At 70.5% G+C, this 20,470-nt stretch carries 21 protein-coding genes; 9 read left to right on the top strand and 12 right to left on the bottom strand.

Annotated elements, in window-relative coordinates:
- Positions 1–133 precede the first annotated feature (133 nt).
- The 4 genes from VFZ70_08315 to VFZ70_08300 all read left to right on the top strand — a co-directional run bounded on the left by VFZ70_08315 (position 134) and on the right by VFZ70_08300 (position 5,072).
- Positions 134–850 carry a sulfite exporter TauE/SafE family protein gene (locus VFZ70_08315; protein HEX6255803.1) on the top strand — a complete coding sequence of 239 codons (717 nt, stop codon included), beginning with the start codon at positions 134–136 and terminating at the stop codon, positions 848–850.
- A gap of 161 nt (positions 851–1,011) precedes the next feature.
- On the top strand, positions 1,012–3,099 hold the full coding sequence (locus tag VFZ70_08310; GenBank protein HEX6255802.1) for a S8 family serine peptidase: 2,088 nt from the start codon (positions 1,012–1,014) through the stop codon (positions 3,097–3,099).
- Between the two features lie 11 nt (positions 3,100–3,110).
- The gene (locus tag VFZ70_08305; GenBank protein ID HEX6255801.1) at positions 3,111–4,397 is read left to right on the top strand and encodes an MBL fold metallo-hydrolase; all 1,287 of its coding nucleotides are present in this window, start codon (positions 3,111–3,113) and stop codon (positions 4,395–4,397) included.
- Positions 4,398–4,574: 177 nt separating this feature from the next.
- Positions 4,575–5,072: a trypsin-like serine protease gene (locus tag VFZ70_08300; GenBank protein HEX6255800.1), complete on the top strand. Its 498-nt coding sequence runs from the start codon at positions 4,575–4,577 to the stop codon at positions 5,070–5,072.
- Between the two features lie 24 nt (positions 5,073–5,096).
- Here the strand turns inward: VFZ70_08300 and VFZ70_08295 are convergent, their stop codons facing one another.
- The 3 genes from VFZ70_08295 to VFZ70_08285 form a co-directional block, all read right to left on the bottom strand.
- On the bottom strand, positions 5,097–5,765 hold the full coding sequence (locus tag VFZ70_08295) for a hypothetical protein (protein ID HEX6255799.1): 669 nt from the start codon (positions 5,763–5,765) through the stop codon (positions 5,097–5,099).
- 215 nt (positions 5,766–5,980) lie between these two features.
- Positions 5,981–6,370 carry a TraR/DksA C4-type zinc finger protein gene (locus tag VFZ70_08290; protein ID HEX6255798.1) on the bottom strand — a complete coding sequence of 130 codons (390 nt, stop codon included), beginning with the start codon at positions 6,368–6,370 and terminating at the stop codon, positions 5,981–5,983.
- Positions 6,371–6,435: 65 nt separating this feature from the next.
- The gene (locus VFZ70_08285; protein HEX6255797.1) at positions 6,436–6,873 is read right to left on the bottom strand and encodes a YccF domain-containing protein; all 438 of its coding nucleotides are present in this window, start codon (positions 6,871–6,873) and stop codon (positions 6,436–6,438) included.
- Positions 6,874–7,398: 525 nt separating this feature from the next.
- Between VFZ70_08285 and VFZ70_08280 the strand changes: the two genes are divergently transcribed.
- A complete protein-coding gene (locus VFZ70_08280; GenBank protein HEX6255796.1) occupies positions 7,399–7,743 on the top strand; it encodes a cupin domain-containing protein in 345 nt (114 codons plus the stop codon).
- 73 nt (positions 7,744–7,816) lie between these two features.
- Here VFZ70_08280 and VFZ70_08275 read toward each other — a convergent pair whose 3' ends face one another.
- The 3 genes from VFZ70_08275 to VFZ70_08265 form a co-directional block, all read right to left on the bottom strand.
- On the bottom strand, positions 7,817–8,401 hold the full coding sequence (locus VFZ70_08275; protein HEX6255795.1) for a peroxiredoxin: 585 nt from the start codon (positions 8,399–8,401) through the stop codon (positions 7,817–7,819).
- A gap of 67 nt (positions 8,402–8,468) precedes the next feature.
- Positions 8,469–10,097, bottom strand: a complete 1,629-nt coding sequence (locus VFZ70_08270; protein HEX6255794.1) for a PQQ-binding-like beta-propeller repeat protein — start codon at positions 10,095–10,097, stop codon at positions 8,469–8,471.
- The gene (locus tag VFZ70_08265; GenBank protein ID HEX6255793.1) at positions 10,087–10,575 is read right to left on the bottom strand and encodes a sigma-70 family RNA polymerase sigma factor; all 489 of its coding nucleotides are present in this window, start codon (positions 10,573–10,575) and stop codon (positions 10,087–10,089) included. The genes VFZ70_08270 and VFZ70_08265 overlap by 11 nt, the downstream gene beginning before the upstream one ends.
- 429 nt (positions 10,576–11,004) lie before the next feature.
- On the opposite strand from VFZ70_08265, the gene VFZ70_08260 reads away from it, so the two are divergent.
- Both VFZ70_08260 and VFZ70_08255 read left to right on the top strand, forming a co-directional pair.
- Entirely contained in the window at positions 11,005–11,937 is a 933-nt protein-coding gene (locus VFZ70_08260; GenBank protein HEX6255792.1) for an alpha/beta hydrolase, read from the top strand.
- A gap of 160 nt (positions 11,938–12,097) precedes the next feature.
- Positions 12,098–12,301 (top strand): cold-shock protein, encoded by a 204-nt coding sequence (locus VFZ70_08255; GenBank protein HEX6255791.1) that lies wholly within the window; start codon positions 12,098–12,100, stop codon positions 12,299–12,301.
- Positions 12,302–12,452: 151 nt separating this feature from the next.
- Here VFZ70_08255 and VFZ70_08250 read toward each other — a convergent pair whose 3' ends face one another.
- A complete protein-coding gene (locus VFZ70_08250) occupies positions 12,453–12,812 on the bottom strand; it encodes a DUF2203 domain-containing protein (GenBank protein ID HEX6255790.1) in 360 nt (119 codons plus the stop codon).
- A 115-nt stretch (positions 12,813–12,927) separates the two neighbouring features.
- Positions 12,928–14,148, bottom strand: a complete 1,221-nt coding sequence (locus VFZ70_08245) for a phospholipase D-like domain-containing protein (GenBank protein ID HEX6255789.1) — start codon at positions 14,146–14,148, stop codon at positions 12,928–12,930.
- Positions 14,149–14,360: 212 nt separating this feature from the next.
- Between VFZ70_08245 and VFZ70_08240 the strand changes: the two genes are divergently transcribed.
- Positions 14,361–15,065: a hypothetical protein gene (locus VFZ70_08240; protein HEX6255788.1), complete on the top strand. Its 705-nt coding sequence runs from the start codon at positions 14,361–14,363 to the stop codon at positions 15,063–15,065.
- A gap of 17 nt (positions 15,066–15,082) precedes the next feature.
- Here the strand turns inward: VFZ70_08240 and VFZ70_08235 are convergent, their stop codons facing one another.
- Genes VFZ70_08235 through VFZ70_08225 form a run of 3 tightly spaced genes read right to left on the bottom strand, consistent with a single transcriptional unit; the run spans position 15,083 to position 18,073 of the window.
- A complete protein-coding gene (locus VFZ70_08235; protein ID HEX6255787.1) occupies positions 15,083–16,018 on the bottom strand; it encodes a hypothetical protein in 936 nt (311 codons plus the stop codon).
- Complete coding sequence (locus VFZ70_08230) at positions 16,015–16,938, bottom strand: glycosyltransferase family 2 protein (GenBank protein HEX6255786.1); 924 nt, start codon at positions 16,936–16,938, stop codon at positions 16,015–16,017. The genes VFZ70_08235 and VFZ70_08230 overlap by 4 nt, the downstream gene beginning before the upstream one ends.
- A 4-nt stretch (positions 16,939–16,942) precedes the next feature.
- Entirely contained in the window at positions 16,943–18,073 is a 1,131-nt protein-coding gene (locus VFZ70_08225; protein HEX6255785.1) for a hypothetical protein, read from the bottom strand.
- Positions 18,074–18,337: 264 nt separating this feature from the next.
- Here VFZ70_08225 and VFZ70_08220 point away from each other — a divergent pair, with 264 nt between their 5' ends.
- Positions 18,338–19,036: an SDR family NAD(P)-dependent oxidoreductase gene (locus VFZ70_08220; protein HEX6255784.1), complete on the top strand. Its 699-nt coding sequence runs from the start codon at positions 18,338–18,340 to the stop codon at positions 19,034–19,036.
- Positions 19,037–19,146: 110 nt separating this feature from the next.
- On the opposite strand, the gene VFZ70_08215 is transcribed toward VFZ70_08220, so the two are convergent.
- On the bottom strand, positions 19,147–20,470 hold a 1,324-nt coding region (locus VFZ70_08215; GenBank protein HEX6255783.1), incomplete at its 5' end, for a DUF2254 domain-containing protein.

Here is a 20,470-nt window from a genome sequence, read left to right as displayed (position 1 = left end):
CACACATTGCTGCACCCCATAGCGTGTCGTCACTTCAGGCGAGGATTGTCACGGTCGGCCATCGCACCGGCGCGGCGGTGGCGATTGCGTCTGTGGTGGTCCTCGTGCCTCCGATCGCCTGCGTAGCCGCCCGATGACGCCACTTGCCGCGGTGCTGGCCCTGGTGGCCGTGTTCTCCTCGTTCACCGTGTCGGCGGCGGCCGGCCTGGGAGGCTCGTTGATCCTCGTGCCGGCGCTGGCGCTGATCATCGGCACGAAGCACGGCATCGCGCTGGCGGCGCTGCTGCTCGCGGCCAACAACGTCGTCAAGGTGGCGGCGTACCGCGCGACACTGCCGTACCGTCGCGCGTTGATCGTCATTGTGGTGATCTCGCTCGGCGCGGCCGTCGGCGCCAGCCTCCTCGTCGCGGCTCCCGACTCGCTCGTCACCGTCACGGTGATCGCAATGTTCGTCGGGACGCTGCTCGCGGAGCGATATGACCTGATCGCGCTGCAGCGGGTGGGAGCGCCGACGCTCGCGTTCGTGTCGGGCGCGACCTCCGGCTTCTCCGGCACGTCCGGGCCGCTGAAGGGCGTCGCCATCCGCAACCTGCGGATGGACCGCCGGCACTTCGTCGGTGCCGCGTCGCTGGCCTCGCTGGCCGGCGACGCGACCAAGGCGGCCGTGTTCGCCGAGGCCAGCCTGTTGAGTGCGACGGATCTGCGCATTGCGGTGGCTGCCATCCCGCTGATGATCGTCGGCACGCTATCCGGTCGCTACATCAACCGCGAGCTCGGCGAGCGGGGGTACCGGACGCTGTTCTGGGCGGTCATGGCGGGCTACACGGCGCGACTGCTCGTGCGCCTGTGACGGCCTTGACTGCGCCGATGTGGCGACCATACTGTGCGCCTCAGCGACACCAACGCGCGGGGCGCAGCGGGCGGTCGTCACGATGATCGGGTCGATGCGCGTGGCGCCGCACACCGCCTCTGACCGGAGCTGTGATGAGACCGCCGAACGTTCGCGGATCCGTGCGTCGCATCGATCCGAAGCTGCAACTCATGGCGACCGGCAGCACGAGGCACAACGTCATCCGTGCCGAGCACGCCGCGGCGCTGCGGGCGCTGAGTGACGCGCAGGTCGGGACGACGCCAGCCGTTCGTGGTGACCGGGTCCGGCTGACGACTGCGGCCGGGTTGGACGAACGGGACACCGTCCACGCTCGCGGTGCGCCAACGGTGCCGGAGGTGGAGGTCTCGGTGTTCGTGCGCCTGCGGGACGCCGCCGCGTCGCCGGTGATCACCGACTCGACCGTCGCCGCACGCAGCGGCAGGGCCGTGACGGCGCGGCGAGACGACCAACTGACCGCTGAGCTGACACTCGATCAGGTCGCGGCGCTCGAACGGCGACCCGAGGTCGCCTACATCGAGCCGGGGCAGCCGCTGTCGGCTCCGACACCGGACCGATCGGTGGATCGGTCGACCGCTCCACCGTCCGCCGAGCGCGCCTTCGGCGACGCCGACGTCCACGGGTACGGCGAGGACGTCCTCATCGGGATCATCGACGTCGAAGGTTTCGACTTCTCGCACCCCGAGTTCGTCGACGACCACGGGACGAGGTTCGCGCGCATCTGGGACCAGGCCGGCACGGCCAGGGTGTCGCCCGCCGTGCGACGAGGCGCCTCGGCGCCGGGCATCCAGGACTATGGTGCCGAGTTCCACAAACCCGAGCTCGACGCCGCGCTCGCGTCCGAGCGGCAGGGTGGTCTGCCGGCGTGGCGGCTGGAGCCGCAGTCCCAACGGGTGCCGGGGTCGCACGGGACGCACGTCGCGAGCATCGCCGCCGGCGCGCACGGCGTGTGCCGGCGCGCGCCGATCGCCGCCGTGCTGCTGGCACTCGATCCCGACGCCGAGGACCGCCGCCGCTCGTTCTACGACTCGACCCGCCTCGCGCACGCCGTCGACTACCTGTTCGCCATGGCGGGCGAGATGGGCCGAGAGCGCGGTCTGGACCGTCCGCTGCCCGTGTCGATCAACATCAGCCTCGGGACCAACGGCCATGCGCACGACGGAACGAGCGCTGTCAGCCGGTGGATCGACGCGGCGCTGTCATATCCGGGGCGTGCCGTCTGCGTGGCAGCCGGCAACGCCGGTCATGTGTCCCCGGAGCACGCCGCGGCCCCCAGCTTCGTCACGGGCCCGATCCACCATCGGGGGCACATCTCCGCCGCCGGACTCGTGTCCGACCTCGAGTGGCAGGTCGTCGGCAACACGGTCGCCGACGTGTCCGAGAACGAGATGGAGGTCTGGTACTCGTCGCAGGACCGCGTCGAGGTCTCGGTCAAACCGCCGGGACTGCCATGGGTGGGCCCGATCACCGGCGGCGAGCACGTCGAGAACCACCAGCTCACCGACGGCACGCTGCTCAGCATCTACAACGAGCTGTACTACCCGGCCAACGGGATGAATCGGATCTCGGTGTTCCTCGCGCCATTCTTCGCGTCGAGCGGCGAGGTGGTCGGCGTGCGCGCGGGGACCTGGCTCGTCCGCCTGCAAGGTCATCACATCCGTGACGGTCGGTACCACGCCTGGATCGAACGCGATGATCCGCGCCGCCTCGGGCCGATCGGCGCCAGCGTCAACGCGTGGCGGTTCCCCTCCTACTTCTCGGCGCGCACGCACAGCGACGAATCGACTGTCAGCTCGCTGGCGTGCGGGCAGCGGGTCGTGTCGGTCACGAACTACGACGACACGAACCGCATGATCAACAACAGCAGCAGCGACGGGCCGACCGGCGACGGACGGCCGAAGCCGGATCTCGCAGCGCCCGGGACCGACATCGTCGCCGCGAACGGATTCGCACGCCGCGGTCCAGCCGACCGGTGGACCACCATGACCGGGACGTCCATGGCGAGTCCTCTGGTGGCCGGCGTCGTGGGCCTCATGCTCGCCATCGAGCCACGGCTGACCGCCCCACAGATCAGCGGGATCCTGCGTCGCACGTCCCGGCCGCTCGCCGGGGCGGACTACCAGTGGCGCAAGGACGCCGGCTTCGGCGTGATCGATCCCGCGGCCGCCATCGAAGAGACCCGTTGGTACAGCGGGCTCCCCCGCGGCTGAGGAGCGCGCGCATGAAGCTCGAGTTCTTCAACGCCGCGGATGGTGATGCGTTCCTGGCGTCCAGCGGCGGTCGGCACCTCCTGGTCGACGGCGGCCGCAAGGGTGCATTCGTCGAGAACGTCCTTCCGCGTCTGGATGCCCTCCGCCGCCGGGGTGAGGGGCTCGATGCGGTGTGCGTCTCCCACATCGACGCCGACCACATCACGGGCATCCTCGGCCTGTTCGAACTGTTGATCGACTGGAAGGTGTTCGACTACCACGCCACGATCGGCAACTCCGCGTTCCCGGAGCCTTCACGGTGGCGGCCTCCCGACGTCGCCCGGGTCTGGCACAACGGCTTCGAAGCGCAGACCGGCATGGACGGACGCGCCCCGATCCGGGTGCTGCAGCGGGCCGCGGTCGTGCTCGCCGCGTCGGACAGCGGGGCGATCCGTGAGGCGGCGGAGTCCTGTGGCGGGATCGCGACCAGCATCAGTCAGGGCATCGAGCTGGCCAGCCAGTTGGAGCCCGGGCAACTGGACATCCCATGCAACCCGGAGTTCGGTGGGGGATCGATGGTCGCAGAGCCCGGCGGAGCACCGCTGGCGCTCGGTGATGCGCTTCTCACGGTCCTCGGCCCGACGCGTGAACAGCTCGAGGCCCTGAAGACCCAGTGGGAGACATGGGTCGCCGAGAACCGGGCGGCCGTCGACGCACTGCTGCTGGACGCCGATCGACACGGACTCGCGATGGCAGACGTGTTCTTCACTCGTCGGGCCGGCCAGGCTGCCGCGCTCGCCGACCGGACCAACGTGACGGTGCCGAACCTCGCGTCCATCATGTTCCTGGTACGTGAGGGTGCGCGTACTGCGCTCCTCACCGGCGACGGGTTCGGCGGCGACGTGGTGACCGCACTCGAGGCGGAGGGCGTGCTCAGGCAGGACGCGGGGCTGCACGTCGACGTCCTCAAGGTCCCTCATCACGGTTCGGAGCACAACAGCGATCACACGTTCTACGAGCGGATCACAGCCGACCACTACGTCATCCCGTCGGACGGCTCGCATCACAACCCCGACAACCGGGTCATCGACGCCATCATCGGATCACGCGTTGGCGAGGGGCCGTCGACCGCTCCGACGCCGCAGGTCGGCGATCCCTTCACGATCTGGGTGACCGCCTCCACCGACGGGGCCGACTCGACCGACCGACAGCATCTGCGTCAGATACGCGAGCGCATCTCCGGATGGCAGCGCGACCATCCTGCGAGCGTCCGCGCCGAGTTCGTCGCGGACGCGAGCTTCGTGCTGGACCTCGAGTAGGGCCTCGCCCGGGCCACCCGGGGACGACGTCAATGGTCGCGGCGGTCGCCCAGCTGCGGCCCCGCTGGCGCGTGCGGCGTATCTACGCGGTCGGTTGCCGTTCTGACCGGTGGCAGCGCCGTGGGCCGGGTGCCTGTCACACGGCCGCGGTTGTCGGAAACGAGGCAGGAGAGCGCAATGGCGTCGGACGTACGAACAGCGCAGGTCGACCACCGCGTCGTCACGCTGGTGTCCGCCGGATCCATCACCGACAACGGCGACGGCACCTCGACGCTCTCGGGACCGACGTTCGGCGACGACCGCGATCTGTGCTCCACCGAGCCGTTCCGTGAGCAGCCGACCATCGCGTTCTGCACGGGCTTCCTCGTCGACCCCAGTCTGGTCGCGACGGCGGCGCACTGCGTCAACGACGCGTCCCTCGCCAACGTGCGCTTCGGGAAGGTTCCGGACAACGCTGCGGTGCACGTCATCGGGCATCCGTCGGGCCTGCCGAAGAAGTACGCTCCCGGCGCCGTGGTCCGCGACAACGCCCCCACCCGCTTCTTCCGCGCCAACCTGGACACGTACGGAGGCAACTGCTCCGATGTCACGGCGACGCGGCTCAGAGACCGCTGCGTCGCCGCACGGGGCCGGCGGTGGCCTGTCGAGCACGTCGGCCGCCATGATCCGGGCTGAGCGGATGCAGATCGCCCATGGTCGCTACGGCGCGCCAGCATCGAGCAGACCGGCGAGCATCTGCCCGACTGCCCGCGGATCGTCGAGCGGCACGGCACGCACCATCCCGGACCGGGCCAATGTGACGGCACGCGGATCGGCGTCCTCGCCCCTGAGCGCCGCCGCCAACTGGTCGGCCGTGCGGCCCGTGCCCGCGACGGTGAGCACGGGGCGGCCAGCGTCAATGCTGCGGGCGATATCGTCGTACGCGATCTCGCCGCCGTTGACGAGCACGGTGACCGACGGCACACCACTGGCGAGCGCGGTGGCCACGTCGCTGATCCACGGTGCCTCCGCGCCCCATTCGTCACCGGGCACGAGCACGAAGTGGGTGTGATGCGGCTCGAGGGGCGCCGCGTCCTCGCTCGGTTGCGGCATGTCGGGGATGACGACGGTGCCGACCGCCGCGACGCCGACGAGCGGGGTCCGCGCCCCGGCCGCGTGATGCGCTTCACCGAGCAGACGCATGACCCCTGACCGTGTCCCACCGTCAACCGCCACGGCCCCTGCGCGCACCGCGGTCGCCACGAGGCCATCGCTGAACAGCCGGCGCAGGTTCGCGCCGGCGTCGTCGTCGAGTCCGCCGGCCCCGCCGACGAGCACGATCACCGGTCGCGGTGGGTCGAGGCCGAGCGCCGCCAACCCGGCGGGCACGTCGTCAGCAGCATGCAGCGTGATCCCTGTCGCGACTCGGCTGTGATCGAGCCGGATCGGGAACGGCGTCGTCGTGATGGCTCCAGACCTCGATCTCAGCGTCGCTGGATCCTAGCGCCCGGTCCGCCCGCGCCGACCCGTACCGCGAGGATGGTGTGCTCAACGCTCGTCAGCCGGAGGCGACGGATACATCGCTCGTCTGGCCGAGCCGTCCGTCAGCGCGGCCGGCTCCGGAGATCGGGGTTGCTCGCGCTGCTTGCGCGGCCGAGCTTGTCGGCGGCCTCCTGCTCCTCGACGGTCCGCGTCGCGGTCGGCTGCGCGCGCAGGCGCTCGTCGGGGATCGGCTCGCCGCTGACCTCCGACAGGCCGTAGGTGCCCTCGTCGACGCGGGCGAGCGCCGCGTCCACCTCCTGCAACTCGGCGTGCAACTGGCGCAGCTCCGAGCGCTCCAGCTCCCGGTCGACGATCTCCTTGGCGGCGTCTGCGCCGCCGGCGCCGCCGTCGGCGTCGAGCTGACCGACCACATCGTCAGCGCTGTCGCCGAGCAGTTCCTGCAGGCGCTCGCGCTCGGCGTGCAGCAGTCGTCGGGCTTCGTCGTTGTCCACGGTGGGTCAGTCCTCGCTGTCGCTTCTGTTCGCGCATCTGTACTCGGCCTCACGGACCGCGGGTGCTATGCCGCAGCGGCGCGTTGGGGGACACCGCCATGGGCGACGGTGACGTCGCGGCTGATCGAACCCTCGGGCACGACGCGCTTGCCGAACGGCACGAGCGCGAGCCAGGTCATCTTGAAGCTGGCGATGCCCAAGGGGATCCCGACGATCGTCAGGCACAGCAGGACGCCGGCGATCAGATGCGCCAGCGCGAGCTCCCAGCCGGTCAACACCAGCCAGATCACGTTGCCGATGATCGCCAGGGCGCCGTAGCCGGTCTCGGTCGTGACGACCACGCGGCCGAATGGCCACAGGGCATAGCCCGCGAGCTTGAAGGCCTGGATGCCGAACGGGATCCCGATGATCGTGATCATGTTGACCACGCCGGCGACGACGTAGGCCAGCGCCACCCACCATCCGGCGAGCACCAGCCACAGCAGATTGCCCAGGAACGCCATGCCTCGATGGTAGGCGCGGAACGGCGCTGCGACAGCGCGCGACGGGCGGCATCGTCGTGGCGGCGCTGCTGTCGCAGGTGCCCGGTCTGCGGGCCCTGCGCCGCGTCGACATCGTCCAGACGGTGCGGCGACGCGCCATCTGAACGGTCGGGCACCCGCCCCTGGCGCGTCAGATGTCCAGGGTCTCGACCTCGGGCTCCTGCTCGGCTTCGCGGACGATCTCGGCCAGCTCGGGTGGACGTTGGCGGTCAGCTCGTCCAGGCTGGCGTAGACGTCGAGCGTCGCGTCGCCACCGGGCAACAGGTCACCGCGCACCTTGGTGTGCACGGCGTAGTTGTCCTTGCGCGTGACGTAGACCGTGTAGATCTCGTACCGCGTGGCGTCACCACTGTGGTGGCGCCACCTGGCGACCCGCCGTCGGACGAACCGCTTGTAGCGACGAGCAACGCCGCGCCCGACACACACGGTGATCTCCTCGAAACCCGTTCATCTGCGCCTCCTGGATCGCGACGAAAGGCGCCGCGAATGATCATCGTCGACGACGTGCACGGCCTCGAGCTCGACAGTTCGCAGCCCGTGATCTACGACCGTCCGATCGGCCTGCGGACGCTCCACCGGGACCCCGCCTCCGGCGTGGAGCACTTCCTCGTGCGTTACCCCGCGGGCCTCGTCGCGCAGCCGCATCGCCACACGGCGGCCCACACGATCGTCGTCCTGGACGGACGGCTGGCCGTCAATGACCAGACGGTCGGTCCCGGCGGCTACTGCCACTTCCCAGCGGGCGAGCCCATGCGTCACGAACCGGCGGGTGACGGGCCGTGCCTGTTCGTGGTCATCTTCGACGGCCCGTTCGACGTCGAGCCGCTCTGACGCCGACGAGGTCGCCGCATGTCGAGCACCCCCACGTCCGCCCGCCGCGCGGGCGCCGCACCGATCGCCGCGGTCAACCTGGCGACGCGTCGGCGCCGGCGGCGCGGTGCAGCCACGCGACGACCTGGTCGCCGTCGTCCTCCGGCGGGAACACCGGGTAGCGGACGTGGGCGATCAGCCCGTCGCGGGCGATCAGCGTGAGGCGCTTGTAGGCGACGATTCCATCGGCCTCGAACGTCGGCAGACGCAGCGCGGCGCCCACCGCCCGGTCGGGGTCGCTCAGCAACAGGAACGGGATGTGCTCGCGCTCCGCGAACGCGACCTGTTCGTCGTGAGCCTGCGTGCTCAGACCGAACACGGTCGCGCCCAGTTCGGTCAGCTCGCCGTGGACGTCGCGGAAGCTGCAGGACTGGGGCGTGCAGCCGCGTGCGCCGGGGATCCGATCCCACCCGGTGGGCAGCGCCTGCCCGGGCACCCCGGTGCGCGGGTAGACGTACAGCACCGTCCACCCTGCCCCCACCTGCGTCAGGTCGACGTGCGATCCGTCGGTCGCCAGCAGCCGCGTGGCAGGCAGCGCCGCGCCGTCGAGATGGTCGGCGGCGCCGTCGTCGACCGGTTGTGGCAGGTCGGCAGGCAGGTCGTGTGCGTCGTCAGCCATGAGATCGCCGCATCGTACGCCGCGTTGGGAGTCGGCGCCGGCAACGTTGCCATACCGACGCCGCCGGTCATGGACGTCGGCCCCTGCCGGTCACCGCGTCGATCACCTCCAGGCCGCGCCCGGCGTCGGCCAGGACGCCGCCGTCGGTCACGCCGAACAGCATGGCGACGCTGCCGGCCTGCCGACGCCACAGCTGCCGTCCCTGGGCCACGTCGATGCCGTACAGCAACGTGCCGTTGGCCGCGACCGCGACGCCGTCGGTCACCAGTGGCTGCACGCTGTGGAAGCCCTGCTGTCCACGGGCGTACGGCACCGTCCAGGCGAACTCGCCGTCGTCGCGCCGCAGCGCCGTCAGGTGCGCCTCGCCACCCTCCGTGCCGGTCGTGTCGGAGACCAGCACCAGATCACCGGCGACGGTCGGGGGTGACCACTGCAGTTCGGTGCCCGACTGCAGCTCGGTCTCCCACAGGATCCGACCGCTCTGGCCATCGACGGCCGTGACCACCGGCGCCCGGTCGTTGCCCTCGTTGGTGAAGCTGCCGAGGAAGTAGACGACGCCGTCGGCGACCGCCGGGGGACCGGGCGCGATGTCCTTGGGCTTCTCGTACCACATCCACATCACTTCGCCCGTGGAGGCGTCGAGCGCGGTCACGTCGCCGATCGACGGCGCGACCAGCACGAGCCCGTCGGGGTGCTGTCCGGCGACGTACGCGTCGTTGGTCGGCCCCTCCAGCGTGTGGGTCCAGCGCTCCTCGCCGGTCCCGGCGTCGAGCGCCCGCACCTCGCTGCCGTTCCAGCCGTCGGTCTCGACCACCACGTCGTCGACCTGCACCGGCCCGGTGGGTCGCGTCCCACCGAACGTGCCGACCTGTAGTGGCTCGGCGGCCGACGCCTGGCGCCATCCGTCCGGTCGGCTGGCCCAGTCGTCCCGGGTGGCGACCTCGCAGCCGTCGGCGGCACCGACGAGCTCGCAGATGCCACCCGCACCCGCGTCGGCCAGCGCGTAGTCGATGCGGTCCACGTCGGGCAGGTTGGCGAAGATCGTCGCGCGCAGGGCGTCGAACATCTGCTCCGTCCCGCCAGTCTCCGCCAGTTCGCGGATGGCGTCGGTCAACGTCACCTGCGCGACGTCGCCGGAGACCGTCACGTCGGACACCGGCTTCTGACCGGGGTCGTCGAGCAGGCACACCCGCCCCGCTCGGCGCTCGGCGTCGTCGGGGCAGTCGAACACGGCACCGACGAGCGCGGTGGGGGAGCGGTCGTCGACCCACCGGTACTGCACGGCCACGGTGGGCGCGGACCCGACCTGCGACGACCCGCACGGCACGTACACCCGCGCCAGTTGCGCCCCGTCCTGTGGCGGCGCGTCGACCGGACGGCACGGCATGGCCACGCCCTGCGCCGTGGCGGTCTCCGTGTCGTCGGTGACCGCCGGATCGGTGACGGCGGCGGCGTCGGACGGCGCCGATGACGGCTGGACCGAGTCGGCGAACTCGACCGCGCCGTCCTGCGATCCGGGCAGCACGAGCACCGTGCCCGCCAGGGCGAGCGCCAGCACGGCCGCGAGGATGGTCAGCGATGCCGTCTGGCGGTGCCGGCGCACCCGTCGTCCGACGCCTCCCCGGGCGTCGTCGGGCCCGTCGGGCAGCGCGGCCGCCGCCCGCTGCAGCCTCGCACGCAGCTCGTCACGATCCATCGGTCGCCTCCGTCACCTCGGCTCGCAGGCGCGTCAGCGCCTGGTGCACGGTCGCGCGGGCGGTCGACTCCGCGCACCCCATCGCGCGTCCAACGTCCGCGTAGGGCAGATCAGCCAGGTAGCGCAGCACGACGGCGCTGCGCTGGCGGTCGGTCAGCCCGGCGAGCAGGATCGTGGTGGCCGCCGTGTCGGTGGCCTCGCCGGCGACGTCGACACTGCTACGCCGGTCCCGGTCGCCCCACGGCACCAGGCGCCGCCGCCGGTAGGTGCGCCGCGCCACGTTCATCGCGACGACGTACACCCATGCGCGCGGGTCGTCCATCCCCGACACCCGTGCCCAGCGTCGGTACGCACGGGCGAAGGCCTCAGCCGTGGCGTCCTCGGCCGTGCCCGTGTCACCGGTCGCCAGCGTCACCGCGCGGCGCACCGCGTCGTAGTGCGAGTCGAAGAACCGTTCATAGCCCTCCTCCTCGTCCATCAACGTGCTCCCGACATCACTGACAGAAGGTCTCGGGGTGCGCCGTTCGTGTAGGCGACGCGGAAAGACGTCGACGACGACATCCGAGTGCTACGCTCATGACCGGCGCGCCCGGAGCGCCTCGACGAGCCGGTCGAACGCGTGGTGCGGTACCGCCCCGAACGTCCCGCGCGGTCGCCCGCGACCCATCGGCCCCGTGCCCCGCGTTGCGCTGCCGCAGGCCTCGCGCAACCTCCGTCGGCCAGCAGTTCGGCGAAGCTCGAGCCATGCATCGGAGTTGGTCGGTCTCGCCGACACCGACGCCCACAAGATGTGTCGTCACGTCCCTCTTGACCTTCCGGAGCCTGGAGACTCCAGCGTGCCAAACGCGTCGGTTCGCCGGCGTCTGCACACACCGTGCCCCGCGACAACGACCGAGGAACGACCATCATGCCCAAGCTGGAGGCCGAGACGGTCGCGACGTTCCGGCCGCTCGTGGATCTGGTGCCCGAGGGATGGCGCACCGCGACCACCACCGCGGCCGACGGAACCGAACTGCACTGGACCGACACCGGCGGCGACGGCGCGCCGGTCGTGCTGCTGCACGGACTGCAGGTCGACGGGCTGTCGTGGCTGCGCACGGCGCAGGCGCTCGCTCCAAGCCACCGGGTGGTGATGCCCGACCTGCGCGGCCATGGCCGTTCCGGCCGCGTGCACACGACCGCGTCGACCGGCGTGCACGTCGACGATGTGACCACGGTGCTCGACGCCGCCGACGTCGAATGCCCGGTCGTGGTCGGCCACTCCCTCGGCGCCGAGGTCGCGGGGTTCCTGGCCGCCCGCGGCCGGATGCGGGGCGTCGTGCTGGTCGACCCCGTGCTCGTCCCGATGCCGTCGCCTGTGATCGACGTCGATGCGCCACCGCCGTGGCTGGCGCCGATCTTCGCGACACTGCGGGCACTGCCCACCCAGACCCACAACCAGCGCATGCGCGCCGGGCTGACGCTCCTGCCGCCGGGTGTGGACGTCGACTGGCACGAGGTCGACTACGTCACGTTCGTCGAGGGCCAGTCCCGGTTCGATCTGGACGTGTACCGTCACCTCGATCCGGACGGCGCGTCACTGGCGGCGTCGCCCGACGCGGTCGCCGCGATCGACTGTCCGATCCTGCTGCTGACGGCGCGACCGATGCTGCCCGGCGCCGGTGGCGAGGTCGACGCGACCCCGCTGACCGGCCACTGGCGGGACGGCCGGCACGTCCATTTCCCCGGCAGCGGGCACCACATCGCCGCCGACCGGTTCGACCGCTTCGTGCGCGAGGTCGGAGCGTTCATCGCGGACGTGGGCGATCCGGACGGCGCGACCGACGGCCAGGACCCGTGAGCGCGCCCGCTTGACGGAACGCCGGGTGCCGTCGCTGTGGACAGCCAGCGCACCGTCGGGCGTGGGAGGCTACGGTGGTGCACACGCACGCCACACCCGGGGCCATCCCATCTCTGCAACGCAGTAACCCGGCATGCGTGCGGTTTCGATAGGAATGAGCATGCCAGAAGGTACCGTGAAGTGGTTCAACGCCGACAAGGGCTACGGCTTCATCAGCCCCAATGACGGCGGCAGCGACCTGTTCGTCCACTTCTCATCAATCCAGGGCTCGGGCTACAAGAGCCTCGACGACGGGCAGCGTGTGACCTACACGGTGACCGAGGGCCAGAAGGGTCCGCAGGCCAGCGACGTGCAGGTCCTGTAGCACCCGGACATCCCGCGCGGTCGTTCCGCGCCCGCAGGATCACGAAGCCCCGCCGACCGGCGGGGCTTCGCATGTGTACGCCCGGCATGGCGACTGTTTCCGGGGTGGAAGTCCTCGGGGTTGGGAGGTGATGCCCGACCGAGCTGAAGCCTCAGAGGCGGCGGCGTCCCATCAGCCCGAGCTCCGTGCGGTGGTACCACGCCAGCTCGGGCTCGCCCTCCAGCCAGCACAGCAGCACGCTGCGGTCGTCGAGCATCGCGGGGAAGTCGAGCAGCAGCGGCGCGAAGCCCTTGATCTGCACGCCGCGATCGCGGAACGTCGCCAGGTGCGTGTCGAGCCGCGCCTCGAGTGCCTTGAGCTCGGCGATGCCGCCCGCAGCGGTGGCGCGCTCGTGCTCCAGCGCCCAATGCAGCTCGGCGAACTCGGCCCGCTGCTGCACGAAGCGGTCGATCGCCTCACGGCCGTCGGTGAGCACCGACCGCGCCTCGTCGACGGTGAACAGGGGTTCCACACGATCCAGTATGACGGGGTGGGGCCTCGGGCGGCCGTCGGCTGAGAGCTCGCGGGCGGGCGCGGACGGCCGCGGGCGCGGACGACCGACCGGCGGCGGTCGGGGCCGGACGCTGTCAGCGGGCCGCGCCGGCGGCCCGGATGCCGTAGGCGGCCAGGTGGGCGGCGCGCTCGCGTGCACGCTGGCGCAGTGGTCGTCGCGCCCAGCGGCGCGGGTCGATGCGTTCGCTGAGCACCAGGTCGTCGTCGAAGTGCGCGTCGAGCGTTGCCGTCAGGTCCGCGTCGTGCAGGATCAGGGCCACCTGCTCGTTCAGTGCGATCGATCGCGAATCGAAGTTGGCCGTGCCCACCATGGCGGTCACACCGTCGACGGTCACGACCTTCGCGTGCATCATCGACCGCTGGTAGTTGAAGATCCGCACCCCGCCGGCGAGCAACTCGTCGTAGTAGTGCTGGCTCATCCACCGGGCCGCCGGCAGGGGCTCGGTGTGGGGACCCGGGGTGAGCACGTCGACGGTGACGCCCCGCGACGCCGTCGCGCACAGCAGATCCACGAAGTGCTGCGGTGGCCGGAAGTAGGCGCTCGTGATGCGCACGCGGTCCTGGGCGATGCACAGCATGCCGTGCAGCGCCAGCGCGATGTCATTCCAGCCGACCTCGGATGTTGCGCGCAGCGTCTGCACCGGTGTGTCGCCGACGGCCCGACGGCGAGGGAAGTCGTCGCGGTCGTCGAGCAGGGGGTAGGTGGTCTGCAGCCAGTTGCCGAGGAACGCGGCGTGCACGGCGTCGATCGCGGGACCGCGGATGCGGAAGTGGGTGTCCCGCCATTCGCCGGCATCGCGGGCGTCGCCGACCCACTCCTGCGCGATGCCGACGCCGCCGGTGAACGCGACCTCGTCGTCGCACACCAGCACCCGTCGGTGGCTGCGCAGGTTGAGGTTCCAGATCTTCAGGCTCGTGTAGGGCCGGAACAGGTGCACGAGCACACCGGCGTCACGCAGGCCCGCGATCATCTCGCGGTCCAGGCCCCGGCCGCCCAACGCGTCGACCATCAGGCGCACGCGCACGCCGGCGCGGGCGCGCTCGGCCAGCGCGTCGGCGAAGGTGCGGGTGATGTCCCCGCTCCACCACGAGTAGGTCAGCATGTCCACCCACGTGTGCGCCGCACGGATGGCCTCGAGCATCGCCGGGAAGATCTGGTCGCCGTTGCGCAGGATGTCGATCGCGTTGCCATCGCCGGCGGGTACGCCGAGCAACCGCTCCAGGGTGTGGCGGTACCGTGCCGGGTCGATGTCGTCCGGCAGCCCCGACGGTCGACGTGAAGGATCGCGTGCCACCGGTGCCTGACCTCGTTGCATCACCGACGGCATACCCGCAGACCGGCGTGGTACCCGTGCCGGCACGCGTCCGTCGGGACGTGTGCGCCCACGTGGCGGCCTCGGGGCACCTCCTCGGGATCTGCTAGGTTGAGGCTCGAACACTCCTCGCCCCGTTTTCCGGGAGAACTGTAGTGATTGCTGCGCCACAACACGGCTTTGTGTTCCTGGCGATGACCAAGTGCGCGTCGACCGCCATCGAAGAGGAACTGCAGGAGGACGGCCTCGTCGTCACCCGCAACCACCCCGGGCTCAAGCACATGAACTACGGTGGCTTCTCGCGGTCGATCCTGCCGCTGCTGCGACGCGCCGGGTTCCAGCCGGACAGCTACGACGTGGTGTGCGTGTTCCGGGAGCCGGTCAGCTGGATGCACAGCTGGTGGCGGTACCGGGGCCGCAAGGAGCTGGCCCAGGCCGGCCGCGCCCGCAACTACACCGGCGACATCCCGTTCGACGACTTCTGCAACGCCTACATCGAGGGCCACGAGCGGTACGCGACGTCCATTGGTCAGCAGTCACGGTTCGTGCGGTCACCGAAGTACACGGTGGCCGTCGACCGCATCTTCCGGTACGAAGAGCTGCCGAGGTTCGTGGTGTACATGTCCGATCGCCTCGGACGGCGGATCTCGCTGGATCAGCTGAACGTGTCGCCGGGGACGGATCTCGAGCTGCGCGCCGGCACGCGCGCGCGTCTGCGCGAGCACCTGGCGGAGGACTACGACATCTACGAGCGGCTGGCCGACGGCCACAAGATCGAGGAGCGGACACCGCGCACCGACACGGGCGCTGGCGCTGCCGACGCACAGGACGCCGCGGGGCGCAACGGCGCCGCCAATGGCCTGGCCGGTGACGAGGCGGAGGCGACCACCGGCAGCTGACGCCCCGCGGCGACGGGTCAGAACCGGTCGCTCAGCCCCACGCGATCCCAGAACGAGCCCGTCATCGTCTCGTACTCCGCGCGTCGGGTGGCGCGGATCTTCTCGATGACGTGCGGCGCCGAGCCGCGCTCGATGCGCTCGAGCTCGTCGGGCTGCTCGCCGTTGTTGAGCGCCGTGAACAGCCGCCAGTCGCGCTGCTTGCGGCTGGCGCGCTCGCTGGTCACGAAGTCATTGCCCGTCCAGTTGGCGAACTCGTCACCGTCGAGCCACTTCATCTCGAAGCAGATGTTGCCCGGCATGATGCGCACCGGCACGTTGTCCGGACGCACCGGCACCTCCCACTCGAAGCCCTTCGCGAACCGGTACCGCGGCGTGTTCGGCCAGCCGCACGGCTCGAAGTGCTCGATGCCGAGGTCGAGGTACGCGACGTCGGCCGACTCGATGTAGACGGGGATGCGGGGGATCGGCATCACCGCGTCGGCTGCCTCGAACTGCCATGACAGGTCGCGCAGGATGCGCTCACCTTCGTAGGTCAGCACCATGTCGCCGTCCCACTTGAGCGCGTAGTGGGTGTCGACGTGCGAGAACGACCAGTTGTAGAAGTAGGTCAGGCTGTGCACCGAGTCGGCGGGTGTGTGCAGGTGCTCGCTGCCGCACCGCGAGACCGCGAACGGGTAGCTGAACACGTCCAGGCGGTCGGCGCGGTCGAGTTCCTTGGCGATCCGCTCGGCCACGTCCGGCGTGCCGTCCGTCGATTCGTTGTCGATCAACACGATCCGCTCGACAGACCGCAACAGGCCAGGCAGCACCCAGGGCAGGCTGCGCGCCTCGTTCTTGACGCGCATCACGGCCGTCATCCCGGTCGACCGCTGGCGGTCGGACCATCGCCAGGCGATGTCGTAGTCCTCGATGCCCTCGAGGTTCCGCTCGTGACGCGGGCTGACCGTCGTCACATCACACCTCTGGCCGGGACCCCCGCCCCGACGACGAGCCTGTCCCACTCCGCCACCGACCTGCGGCGGACCACGTCGACGACGTGTTCGTCGCCGTCGCTCTCGACGCGCACGAGGTCGCCGTCGACGTCACCCTCCTGCAAGCGGGCGAACACGTCCATCTCGCGGCCCTTGCGGCCGGTGCGGACACTCTGCTCGAAGGTGTGCGGCGACCAGTGGTCGAACTCGTCGAGGTCGAGCCACTTCAGCTCGAACACCATGAACTGCGGCAGGTGTGTGTACTTGAACTTGCCCGGCTGGAGCGGGATCTCCCACTCGAAGCCCTTGCCGAACGAGAAGCCCGGCCGGTTCGGCCACGCCCACTGCTCGCGGTTGCGCCACCCGGTGTCCATGAAGGCCAGCCGGTCCGATGCGAGGTACAGCGAGTGGCGCGGGATCACGATGACCGTCTCGAACGCCTCGAGCTGCCACGACAGGTCGCGGATCGTCCGCTCACCCTCGTGGCTGAGCACCATGTCGCCGTCCCATTTGAGCGCGTAGCGCGTGTCGACGTGCGAGAACGACCAGTTGTAGAAGTAGGTCAGGCTGTGCACCGACTCCGGGTGCGTGTGCAGGTGCTCGGTACCGCACCGCGACACCCGGAACGGGTACTCCGTGACCGTCAGCCGGTCCGACGCCCCCATCCGCTCGCCGACCGTGCGGGCGATCTCCGGGGTGCCGTCGGTCGAGCCGTTGTCGACGACGATGACCGAGTCGACCGCGCGCAGCAGGCCCGGTAGCACGTGCGGCAGGTTGCGCGACTCGTCCTTGACGCGCAGCACCGCCGTGAAGCCCGGCCGCAGCTTGCCCTGTTCTCGGCTCCATTCGACATCGAAGGACGTGTGCCCTTCGATGTTGGAGACCGCTTCGCTGCGTACCACTGCGTCAGTTGATGATCGAACGGACGGTCCGCAGGATCCGACGTCGCACGCTCAGCGGGATCATGTCCCGCCACGACGGCGGGATCTTGCGCACGGCGCGCATCATCAGCGCGGCGTCCTGCTCCTGCGTGCGGCGCAAGGCGCGACGCAGGCCGTAGCGGTGCGCCGCCAGGATCGACGAGTAGGCGACCGCCTCGATCTGCTCGTAGTACTCGATGTAGTCCTCGCGGATCTCGTCGAGCCGCCGCTGGACCGCCGTCACGTCATTGGTGTGCTGATCGGCCAGGAGCACCAGTTCGTCCCAGACGCGCTGCGCGAAGTTGCGCAGCTCATCGGGCGCCGGGATGTCCTTCAGCGATGCCTTCGAGCGGTGCAGCTTACGGTCGATGACCTCGCTGGCATCGCGCATCTCCTGCGTGCGGGCCTTGTTGAGGACGTCGAGGTCGAGTTCCTTGCCTGCGCGTGCGACGCTGAGCGTCCAGTCCTCGAGCAGGTCCTCGAACAGCACGTACGACCGCTTGTCGTCACGGGTCGACCTCTCGGTGTAGAGCATGGTGTTGACCCAGCCCGCCAGCCGGTTGGCCGGGTTCGACATCGCGTCGTACCAGGTCTCCTTGCTCTTCACGACCTCCGCCGGGTGGCGCAGCATCGTGACGAACCGCACCTTGGCGCCCAGGTCCTCGCCGACCGTGCGCCACAGCGGCACGAACCACAGCAGCCGCGGGTCCTTGATCAGCACGTTGTCGGCCTGGGAGAACTCGTGCGACAGCCACTTGCGCAGCGTGTCGCGGTCGCGCTGCTCGTAGGAACGACGACCCGCGAGCGCCCACGCGCCGGGGCGTGCATCCGTCACCTGCACCTTGGCGGACCGCAGGACCCGCGTGTGGAACTCGACGACCCACTGCGGCTCGCCGAAGCCCCTCGGGTTGGTCACATCGGGAACGACCTCGGGCTGCGGGACGTGGAACCGCAGCCGCGACAGCAGGCCTGCGAGCACGCTGGTGCCACTGCGCCCGGAGCCCACGACCAGCAGCAGGGTGCGCGTCCGGTCGCTGTCGTCGGGCGGCCCTGTGACGTCGCTCGCGGAGGTCACCGGCCCCACGGCATCACCGTCGGTGGTCGGCGTCATCGTCATGGGTCGCTCCAATGGGAAACGTGGATGCAGGCATAGTTGAGAGAGCCGATGGCTGCCCGGCATGATAACGCAATGTAGGCTCTTCGCTCCGGAGGCGATCGGCCGTGTGACCACCGTGGCGGTGCCCCGATCGGCCATCCCGCCACGGGTCGTAGGGCGCTCGGCCGGGGCCGGTCACTGGGATGCCGGGGACGCACATGTCATCCTCCACGCGGCGGACCGCGTGACGAGACGCGCGGCTGTGGGGTCGAACGTCTGGAGCCGATGATGGCACGCATCGCGCTGGTCACCGGAGGCAACCGCGGGATCGGACGCGAACTGGTCGCGCAGCTGTCGGCTGCCGGCGACACGGCGCTGCTGGGCGCCCGCAACATCGTGGGCGCCCGTGACGTGGCGACGGCGCTGGCCGACAACGCGGGCCGCGTCGAGATCGTGCCGCTGGACGTCGCGGACCCAGCCAGCATCACGCGGGCGGCGCGGCACGTGGCCAACGCCCATGGCCACCTCGACGTGTTGATCAACAACGCGGCGATCCACTACGACACCGCTCAGCGCGGCGTGGACGCCGACCTGCGGATCGTCCAGGAGGCGCTGGACACCAACCTCTTCGGCGCGTGGCGGGCGGCCCAGGCGTTCCTGCCGTTGCTGCGACGCAGCGCGCATCCGCGGCTGGTAAACGTGTCCAGCGAGAGCGGGTCGCTGGCGTCGATGGGCGGTGGCACACCCGCGTACTCGGTCTCCAAGGCGGCGCTCAATGCGCTGACCCGGGTGCTCGCCCACGAGCTCCGTGCCGAGGACGTCCTGGTCAACGCCGTGTGCCCGGGATGGACGGCGACCGACATGGGTGGACGCGGGGGCCGCCCCGTGGCCGACGGCGCCGCCTCGGTCTTGTGGGCCGTCGATCTTCCGGACGACGGGCCGACCGGCGGGTTCTTCCGGGACGGCGAGCGCGTGCCCTGGTGACGGTCGCGGGCGCGCGCCGTCGCGCGCCGTCCCGTGACCGACCTTCCTCGTGCGCCCGCGGTCGATGCGTCAGCATCCGCTCGCCGGTCGCCCCGCCCGCGTCACGTGCGTCAGCCGTCCGCCGCCGACCGGTCGCGTGACCCACCGCCGCCGGACCCGCGCTCCCGCAGGCGGAGCTGCTCGACCCAGTGGTGCTGGGAGGCGTGCTCGGTATGGTCCCGGCCACGGGCGCGCGACGCGGCCTGGCGGACCTGCGCGAGCTCGGCCGGGTGCCAGTCGAGCCGCTCCGCCTCCTCGATCACCAGATCGATCTCGCGCTCGACCGCAGCGATGCGCGTGGTGTTGTTGGTCTCGCCGCGCACGTTCTGGAGCATCAGCAGCAGCGCGAGCGCCACGTTCGGGCGGTGCGCCATCGACCAGCGGACGTGCCCGCACACCATCTGCAGGTGCAGGATCAGGTCCATCTCGGTCGCGAACACCCTGACCGTGCCGTCAGGTTCGCTGATGCGAAGCGGCTCGATGTGGCGGCGCGCCATCTCGGTCAGCACCTCGGTCGCGTGGTGGATCGCCTGGACGGCCGAGTAGGGGTCGTTGAGCGATGGTGAAAGGCCGCGCCCTGCGATGTCGACCAGCTGGCGGAGGCCGAACCCGATGTCGAACTCGATCTTGCGTTCCTGCTCGAGCACCACCGCCCGCGACGCGGTCCGATGGTGGCTCGACAGTCGGCTGGAGCCGGCGAGCCAACCGATCGGGCGCCCCTGGACCACGTGGAAGCCCGGCATGACCGTGTACACGATGGTGAGGCCCTCGTCACGGGCGAGCGCCGCGACGTCGGCGGACACGATCTGGCGGACGTACCCCGATGACGGGGCCAGCAATGTCTCCGCGCCCGCCGGACGCGGCGGCGGCTCGTGCAGCGCGGGGTCCTGCTCACCGGGTGGCATGGTCGCCCGCACGACGTGGAGCGTCACCGTCGCGATGTCGCTCATGATCGTGTCGATGCGGATGCCATTGGTGATGTGCTGGATGTAGTAGACGAGCATCGCCACGCTGATCAGCGCGAGCGCGAGCGACCCCGACACGGCCAGCCGCGGCACGAACACGTCACCGCTGTCGACCCGACTGCCGACGGTGTGCAACCCCGCGAGGCTGTAGGCCACCGTGCCCACGAACGTCGACAGCACGAGCTGCGTGCCGCTGTCGCGCAGGAAGGACCGCAGCAACCGGGGCGAGAACTGCGTGGAAGCGATCTGCAGCGCGACGACCGTGAGCACGAACACGAGGCTCGTCACGGTGATCATCGTGCTGGTCACCGTGGCGAGCAGTTGGCGCGCGTCGCTCGCGCTGCCGCGGAACACGAATCGGCTGATCGGGTGGTCCGGCGGGATGTCGATGCTCGACAACAGGGCGCCCAGCGCGAGTGCCGATGCGATG

This window comes from Euzebyales bacterium, from assembly GCA_036374135.1.
Classification (GTDB): domain Bacteria; phylum Actinomycetota; class Nitriliruptoria; order Euzebyales; family JAHELV01; genus JAHELV01.
Note: the sequence above shows the minus strand (reverse complement) of the source record. Positions and strands in the feature narration are given on the sequence as shown.